This is a genomic window from Streptomyces sp. NPDC006643, assembly GCF_042870175.1.
In the GTDB taxonomy this organism is placed as follows: Bacteria; Actinomycetota; Actinomycetes; order Streptomycetales; family Streptomycetaceae; genus Streptomyces.
Genome location: NZ_JBIAHA010000033.1, coordinates 92,742 through 101,142, shown reverse-complemented (window position 1 = coordinate 101,142; position 8,401 = coordinate 92,742). Strand labels below are relative to the sequence as shown.

At 72.6% G+C, this 8,401-nt stretch carries 1 protein-coding gene; it reads right to left on the bottom strand.

Annotated elements, in window-relative coordinates; genetic code table 11:
- On the bottom strand, positions 1–8,399 hold an 8,399-nt coding region (locus tag ACFYNU_RS34645), incomplete at its 3' end, for an amino acid adenylation domain-containing protein (RefSeq protein WP_388768367.1).
- Between the last annotated feature and the right edge of the window lie 2 nt (positions 8,400–8,401).

The window sequence follows — 8,401 nt, the reverse complement described above, 5'->3', positions numbered from 1 at the left end:
TCCAACGCCGCCCGAAACACCGGCTCCACCCCATACAACCCACGCCCCATACCCACATACTGCGAACCCTGCCCCGTAAACATGAAAGCGGTGGGCTGTGCCTTGCCGCCCTTACGGGACAGGGCGCCGCGACCGGTCACCACTTCCTTGAGTCCGGCGGCGAGTTCGCGGGTGTCGGCGCCCTGGACGGCGACGCCGTAACGATGGCCGGCGCGGCCGGTGTTGGCCGTGAACACGAAGTCCCCGAGATCCTCCTCCGACGTGTCGATCAGAGTCTCGGCATAGGCGTCGGCGAGTGTGCGGAGCGCCGTCTCGTCGGCGGCACTGACCCGCACCACATACGAGTCCTGCGCCGGTGCCTCACGCACTTCCGCCACCGGCGGCTCTTCCACGATCACATGGGCGTTCACGCCACCCATGCCGAACGCGCTCACCGCGGCCCGCCTCGGCGACCCGTTCCGACGCCACTCCACCGCGCGGTCAGCGAGATAGAACGGTGTCTCCTCGAACCGGATGTGATCATTCGGCCGCACCACGTGCAACGACGGCGGAACCACCTCATGCTCCATCGCCAACAACACCTTCACCAACCCGGCCAACCCCGCCGCCGGCTCCAGATGACCCACATTCCCCTTCAGCGAACCGATCGCACAGAACTGCGACCTGTCCGTCACCCCACGCCAGGCACGCGTCAGACCCTCCACCTCGATCGGATCACCCAGACTCGTCCCCGTCCCATGAGCCTCCACCAACCCGATCGACTCCACCGACACCCCCGCATCCCCCAACGCGGAGAGCACGACCTCCTGTTGCGCGGCGCTGCTCGGCACCGTCAGCCCACTCGTACGGCCACCGTGGTTGACCGCGCTTCCCCGGATCACACCCCGGATCCGGTCACCGTCACGCAGCGCGGCACGCAGCGGCTTCACCACCACCGTCACCACACCCTCCCCCGGCACGAACCCGTCCGCACCGGAGTCGAACGGCCGCAGGGCGTTGGAGGGAGAGAACGACCGCAGCCGCGCGCCCAGTTGAAAGTACTGCGGTGACATCGCCAGATGCACACCGGCGACGACGGCCTGCTCGCACTCGCCGTCACGGATGCTCCGCACCGCCGTGTGCAACGCCACCAGCGACGACGAACACAGCGTGTCGATCGTCATGCTCGGACCGTGCAGATCCAGGAAGTAACTCACGCGGTTGGCCAGGATCGCGTTGTGGTTGCCCAGGCCCGCCGCGGTCTGTACGACATCTCCGACGACCATGTCGCGGTAGTGCTGGTAGCTGGCGCCCACGAACACACCGGTGGACCGCTGGGTGTCGCCGGCCAGACCGGCGTCCTCCATGGCCCGCCAGGCGGACTGGACGAGATGGCGCTGCTGGGGGTCGATCCACTCCGCCTCGGCGGGCGAGAGCCGGAAGAACCCGGCGTCGAAGTCGGTCAGCCCTTCGACGAAGCCGGCCCGTCTGAGGTAGACGGTGCCGGGCTTGCCTTCGGTGCCGTAGTACGAGTCGATGTCCCAGCGGGAGGCGGGCACCTCGCTGAGGCAGTCCACGCCCTCCAGCAGTACGCGCCACAGCTCGTCGGTGTTCGCCGCGTTCGGGAACACCCCGTCGAAGCCGATGATGGCGATGTCGTGCAGGTCCGCGTCACCGCGCCCCGGGGGGTCGGACGGCTCGACCGTCCGCACCTGGGCCGGTGCTGGTGCCGATACCGGTACCGGCTCGGGCCGCGCCTCGGATACGGCCGGTGGCGCCACGGCGAGCGGTTCCGCTACGGGCGGTGCGACGGCGGGCGGTGCGTCGGCGGCCGTTACGGCTGCGGCTGTTACGGCTGCGGGCGGCGGTGCGTCGGCGGCCGGGGCCGTGGCCCCGTACTCGTCCCTCAGTTCGGCGGCCAGGCGGTCGACCGTGCCGACCTCCAGGACCAGCGTCACCGGTATGTCCACGTCCAGCTTGGCCCGGATGTCCTGGGCCAGCGAGACGGCGAGCATCGAATCGAGCCCCTGCTCCTGGAGCGGCCGGTCCGTCTCCAGCTCGTCGACGTCCAACTCCAGCGCGCCCGCCACCCATTCGGCGACGGCCGCGTCGAGATCCCCGCCCGACGCGCGGCCGGCGGCAGGCCCGGGACGGGCTCCGTTGGAGACGGGGGGCGCCGGTGTCGGCACCCGTGGGGGTGCCGGGGTCCGCGACGAGGACGGCGTGGCGCGGTGCCCCTTCCCGGTGTCGCCTCCCGCGACCTCGGAGGGCGGCGCCTGGGAGAGCCGCTTCCAGGTGATCCCGCGGGCTTCCAGTACGGCATCGTCGCCGTCCAGGACCACCAGACTCGCCGTCAGCAGACCGGAGTCCGGCCCGGTGTCCCGGTCCCGCCGGGCGTACACCCGGGCGGTGGCGGGGAGCCGGCCGAGGACGGTGAGCCGCTCCACGGTGAAGGGCACATACAGCCCCTGTGCGCCGCACGCGGCGAGCGCGATCTGGAAGGCGCCGTCGAGCAGCCGGGCGTCCACCGCGCCGGCGGGCGGCGCTTCGCCGCGCAGCACACCCGTCGCCCGGCCGGGCGCCACGGACAGCTCGGACACGGTCCGGAAGCCTGAGCCGTAGCTGAGTCCGGCGCGTTCGAAGGCGTCGTACATCGCGTCGAGGGCGACGGTGGTGAAGCCGTCCGTCGAGTCCGCGGGGGCGAGTGTGGCCGGCTCGGGAGCGGTCAGCTCCGCGGTGCAGACGAGGGCGCCGGCGCCGTCGCGGAAGGCGACAGTGGTGTTGTCTTGTTCGGCCGTGAGGGTCGTGGGCGCCTCGACGGCCGCCCGGAAGGTGAGGTCCCGCAGACCGAACCGCTCCCGGCCGGTCAGCTCGGCCACCTTGCCGGGATACCCGGCGCCGGGCAGCGTGGGCCTGCCGAGCACCAGGTGTTCGGCGGCGTCCGGGTGCTCCGTCCAGGTGTTCTTCGTGCTCTCCGTACGAGCTGACGCACCGTCATGTACGGCCGTGTCCGGCCGCTCGGCGGGCTCCAGCCACAGGTACTTCTCCTCGTGCGGCGCGGTCGGGAACCGTACACCCGCCCGGCGCCGCCGCCCGGCGGGCAGGGTCGCGCCGGCGGCGAACGCGCGGGCGGCCTCGGCGAGGGACTCCCGGCTCGCTCCGGGACCGGCCGGCTCCGTGGCGACGGTCCCGGTCACCACCCCCACGTGGAGGGAGCGGATGTCCGCGACCCCGGCCAGGAACAGCCGCAGTTTGTCCTCCAGTTGCTCGACGCTGTCCGCCACACAGGCCAGCCGGTGCGCGGCGGCGGGCCGTCGCCGGCTCGCCTCGCTCAGGTCGTCCAGGGAAGGGCAGTACGCGGAGCGCAGCATCAGCACGAGTCGGTGCGCCAGGGTGCGCAGCGCGTCGTCCGATCCGGCGGAGAGGACCAGCAGCCGTGGACCGGGCTCCGTTCCGTCCGGTGCGCCGACGGGTCCCGCCTCGACCACCGCGTGCGCGTTCGCGCCGCCGAAGCCGAAGCTGCTGATGCCCGCGACGCGCGGGCCGTCGCCCCACGGCCGGGGCCGGTCGGCCACGAACAGGGGCGAGTTGTCGAAGTCGAAGGAGGTGTTGGGGGTGCGGAAGTTCAAGGACGGCGGGATGTGGCCGGCCTGGAGCGCCAGGATCGTCTTGATCAGTCCGGCGATGCCCGCGGCGGGCTCCAGATGGCCGATGTTGGTCTTCACCGAGCCGACCGCGACCGGCTGCCGGCCGGCCGGTTCGCCCAGGACCGCCTGGAGGGCTTCGAGTTCGATGAGGTCGCCCAGCTGGGTTCCGGTGCCGTGGGCCTCGATGTAGCCGATGTCGGCAGCTGTGTGCCCGGAGCGGGCCAGCGCTTTGCGCAGTACCGCTTCCTGGGCCGGTCGGCTGGGTGCGGTGAGGAAACCGGCGCTGCCCCCGGTGTGGTTGACGGCGGTGCCCCGGATCACGGCGAGCACGGGGTCGCCGTCGCGTTCGGCGTCGGCGAGCCGTTTGAGGATGACGGCGCCGGTGCCCTCACCCCGTACATAGCCGTCGGCGGCGTCGTCGAAGGTGCGGCACATGCCTTGCGGGGACAGCATTCCGTTACGGGCGAAGGAGCGTGACTTGGTCGGTGTGAGGACCAGGTTCGCGGCGCCGACCACGGCCGCGTCGACGTCGCCCGCCCGCAGATGCATGGCCGCTTCGTGCAGGGCGACGAGGGAGGACGAGCAGGCCGTGTCGACGGTGAGGCTCGGCCCCGACCAGTCGAAGACGTGCGACAGCCGGTTGGCGATCATGGAGGCGGCCGTGCCGGTCGCCACGTGCGGGTCGTGGTATCCGACGCTTCCCGCCACGATCTCGGGGAAGTCGCTCGCGATGGCGCCCACGAAAACACCGGTGGCGGTGCCGAGCGACGTGTGGTCGTGGCCGCAGCTCTCCAGGGCCTCGGCCGTGACGCTGAGCAGGGTCCGCTGGAGGGGGTCCATGCGGCGTGCCTCGCGGTCGGTCAGTCCGAAGCGGGCGGCGTCGAAGTACTCGACTCCGTCCACCCAGGCCATGGGTGCCTCGCCTGCGTCCGCGTCGGACCACAGGTGGGCCCAGCCGCGTCTGCCGTCCGGGGCGGGCCGGACGCTGGACACCCCGCCGACCAGGTTCTGCCAGAACTCGTCCGGTGTGGTGGCGCCGGGGAATCTGCACGCCATGCCGATGACGGCGAGGGCGCCGTCGTCGGCCGGCCGAACGGGCGCGGCGGGCACGGCGGGCGCGGCCTCGGCGACGGTCGCGACGGTCGCGACGGTCGCGACCGTCGCGACGGGGGCGGTCTCGGCGGGGGCGGGGGCCGTTACGGGGGCGGCCTGGGCGGGTGTCGGTACGGGGACGTCGGCGGTCGCCACGGGCTCGGGACCGGCCGACTCGCTTACGGTGACGGCTTCCTCGGTCTCCGGTTCGAGCAGCCGTACGACGCCCTCCGCGCCCAGCAGCCGGGCCAGCTTCACCGGCGTGCCGGTGGCGAAGATCGACGGAGGGGTGACGGTCGCGCCCAGTTCACGGCCGAGTTGTACGGCCGCGAACGTGACGTTGGCCGAATCGCCGCCCAGGTCGAAGAAGTTGGCGTCGACGTCGAAGCCGGGGTGGTCCAGCGTGGCCGCGAACACCGCCGCGATCGACTCGGCAAGCGCCTCCGGCGTCATGCTCGCCGCCGACGCCGCGAGCGCCCCGGACCGCTCGGGCGTCCCGGCGGGCGCCGAGGACGAGCGGATGACGTTGTCCCGCGTCGGCAGCGGCAGCTTGGCGCGCGCGACCTTGCCGTTGTCGGTCAACGGCAGTGCGTCGAGGGCGACATAGGCGTCGGGCACCATGTACCGGGGCAGGGCGTCGCCGACGAACGCGTCGAGCCGGGACTTGGCCGGCGTACCGTCGCCCACCAGATAGGCGGTGAGCCTCGGTTCGCCGCGTCCCTCGAACCGGGCCGCGACGACCACGGCGGCGGTGACGCCGTCGAATCTCTCCAGTACCCGCTCGATCTCGGCGGGTTCGATGCGGTTGCCGCGCACCTTCACCTGCGCGTCGGCGCGCCCGAGCCACTCGATCGAGCCGTCCGCGTGCAGCCGTACCTCGTCACCGGTCCGGTAGAGACGCACACCGGTCACCGGATGGACGACGAAGACCTCGTCCGTCAGATCCGGCCGGCCGGCGTAGCCGCGCGCGAGTCCGGCGCCGGAGAGGTACAGCGCACCGGTGGCTCCGGCCTCGCACGGCTCCAACTCGCCGTCCAGGACGTGGAGTTCCATGTTCGGCAGGGGTTCGCCCAGCGGCAGGAAGGAGCCCACCGAGGTGACCTCGTGGGCCGAGGCCCAGATCGTCGCCTCGGTCGGGCCGTACAGGTTCCACAGGGCACGGGCCGGTTCGTGCAGACGCTCCGCCGTGGCCGGCGGCAGGGCCTCGCCGCCGGAGAGCACGGTCAGCTCCGGGTGCGGAGTCCAGCCGGTGCCCAGCAGCAGGCGCCACAGACTCGGTGTCGCCTGAGCCACCGTCACATCGCCGGTGAGTTCGGCGAGTCGGGTCGGATCGCCCGCGGTCTCACGGGACGCCAGGACGACCGTCGCGCCGGCCGTCAGCCCGAGGAACAGCTCCAGCAGGGAGATGTCGAAGGCCACGGTGGTGTGCGCGAGCAGGGTGTCGTCGGGCGAGACGCCGAGGCGGTCCCCGATCCCGGCGAGGAAGTTGGCCAGCGCCCCGTGCTCGACCTCCACGCCCTTCGGATCACCGGTCGATCCGCTGGTGAAGAGGAGATACGCCAGGTCGGAGGGGGTGACCTGGGGCGGTACCGCCTGCGCCGAGCCGTTGGACGCGGGCACGCTACGCGCGTCACCGAGCGACATGCCGAGGTCGTGCGTACGGCTGTCGGTGAGGATCAGGTCGCAGCCCGAGACCTCCACGTACCGCCGCAGCCGCTCCACGGGGTAGCCAGGGTCCAGGGGCAGGAAGGCGGCTCCGGACCGCAGGATTCCGAGCATGGCCGGGAGCAGCGGGAGGTCCCGCTCCATCAGTACGCCGACGACCGAACCGGACTCGATGCCCTGGTCGTGCAGGTCGGCGGCGACGGCGTCGGCCCAGGCGTCCAGGCCGGCGTAGTCCAGGGTGCGGGTGCCGCTGCGGACGGCGGTGGCACTCGGCCGGTCGGCCACCGTGGCCGCGAACAGGTCCAGTACGGTGCCGGCCCCGGCCCCCGTTGGCTGCGCCGCGATCGGCTCCGGGGCGTGGATCTCGACCTCTGTCTCGGCCCCCGAGTCGGCGACGGGCCGCGGATCGGCGGCAACGGCCTGTGAATCGGCAACGGGCCGGGGCTCCTCGCCGTGGAGCAGGGCCGTCAGGACCAGGTCCTCGACCCGCTCGGTGAAGTCCAGCGCCTCGTCCTCCCCCATCGCCGTCTCGCGTACGAAGACGGTGGGCGGACCGTCCTCCAGGCACAGCAGCGCGATCTCGGTGTGCGGTTCGGCGGACGCCTCCTCCCCCGCGACCCGGTCCAGGACCATCACACGGGTGAAGCTCGGCTCGTCGGAGCCGAGCGGGCGACCGGCCAGACCGAGCCGGAGTTCGAGGTCGGCGGCGTAGCCCTCGTGGGCGGTCGCCTCCGCCAGCTTGTCCCCCAGGGACCGGGAGTTGTCGCCGTCGAACCGTACGGGGAACCGCGCGGCGGCGATGCCGTGGGTCTGCTCCGCGAGGACCCGCGCGGCGGCCGGTGACCAGGCGAAGTCGAAGGTCTGCTCGCCGGTGCGCTCGGCCACCACCGCGAGGAAGGCGCGGACGACCGCGACGGCGTCCTCCCGCGAGCGGGGGGTGAAGGCCAGTTCGTAGCGGCCGTAGTGGGCCCCGGCGGCGGAGAAGTCGTCGACGGTGAGCGGGGCGGGGCGCAGCGACTCCAGCCGTGCGCGCCACCAGGGTTCATGTGCCCGGAGCGGCTTCTGGGCGGCGGCGATGTCCGCCAGCCGCCGGGCCGAGACGGCCGGCAGCGGCGAGCCCGCGGCGATGCCGAGCCGCTGCGCGGCGGCCTGGCCGCTCAGCGCGCTCCCGTCGACGGCGGTGCAGTCGCTCAGTACGAGGTCGGCGTCCGGGGCGGACAGGGTGATGGCCGACGTGGTCACCGACAGCACCGTGGTCTCGGTGCGGGGGTCCTCGCGGGGGATGAGTCTGACCTGCCGGGTGAAGACCGCGCCCCGCTCGGTGACGAGGGTCGGCACCCCGAGCGGGTTCGGGAAGGAGCCGTAGTCCAGGGCCTTGGAGAGGCGGACGGCCTCGCCGGCGGAGGTGCCGGCGTGGATGACACCGCCGGAGGCCATCCGGGCGGACCGGCGGTAGAACCGTCGCTCGCGGTCGCTCGTGTCGACCGGCTCGGGCAGGGTGCGCGCCACCACGTGCGGTACGAGATCGGCGAAGAGGTCGATGCCCACCTCGGCCGTCTCGTACGTCAGCGACAGGGCGGTGGAGTGGTCCCGTATCGGGAACCAGCGCTCCAGCAGTACACCGCCGGCGTCAACGGCCTCCGTCATCCGGTGCCAGGTCGCGGCGTGCCGGCGGGCGCCTTCGTACAGCGCCCAGGCGGGCACGTGGCTGCCGGAGTAGCGGGGCAGCGGCCCGTCGTGGAAGTTGATGGCGGCCGTTGTCGGCAGGTCGAGGATCTCGGCGGGCAGGATCCGGAAGTTGACCATGCTGAACAGGTAGTCGAACGGCTGGGCCGAGAGCGTGGCCGTGAGATCGCCGCGCGGGTCGAGCACGGGGACGGCGTTCGTTTCCGCCCAGGCCGTGACGGCGGGGTCGTCGCTGAAGACTCCCTCGATCCGTACGCCCGCGTCGAGGAGTTGTGCGGCGCACTGGGTGAGGACCCGGGTGCCGCCGATGATGAAGCAGTTCGTCGGCATGC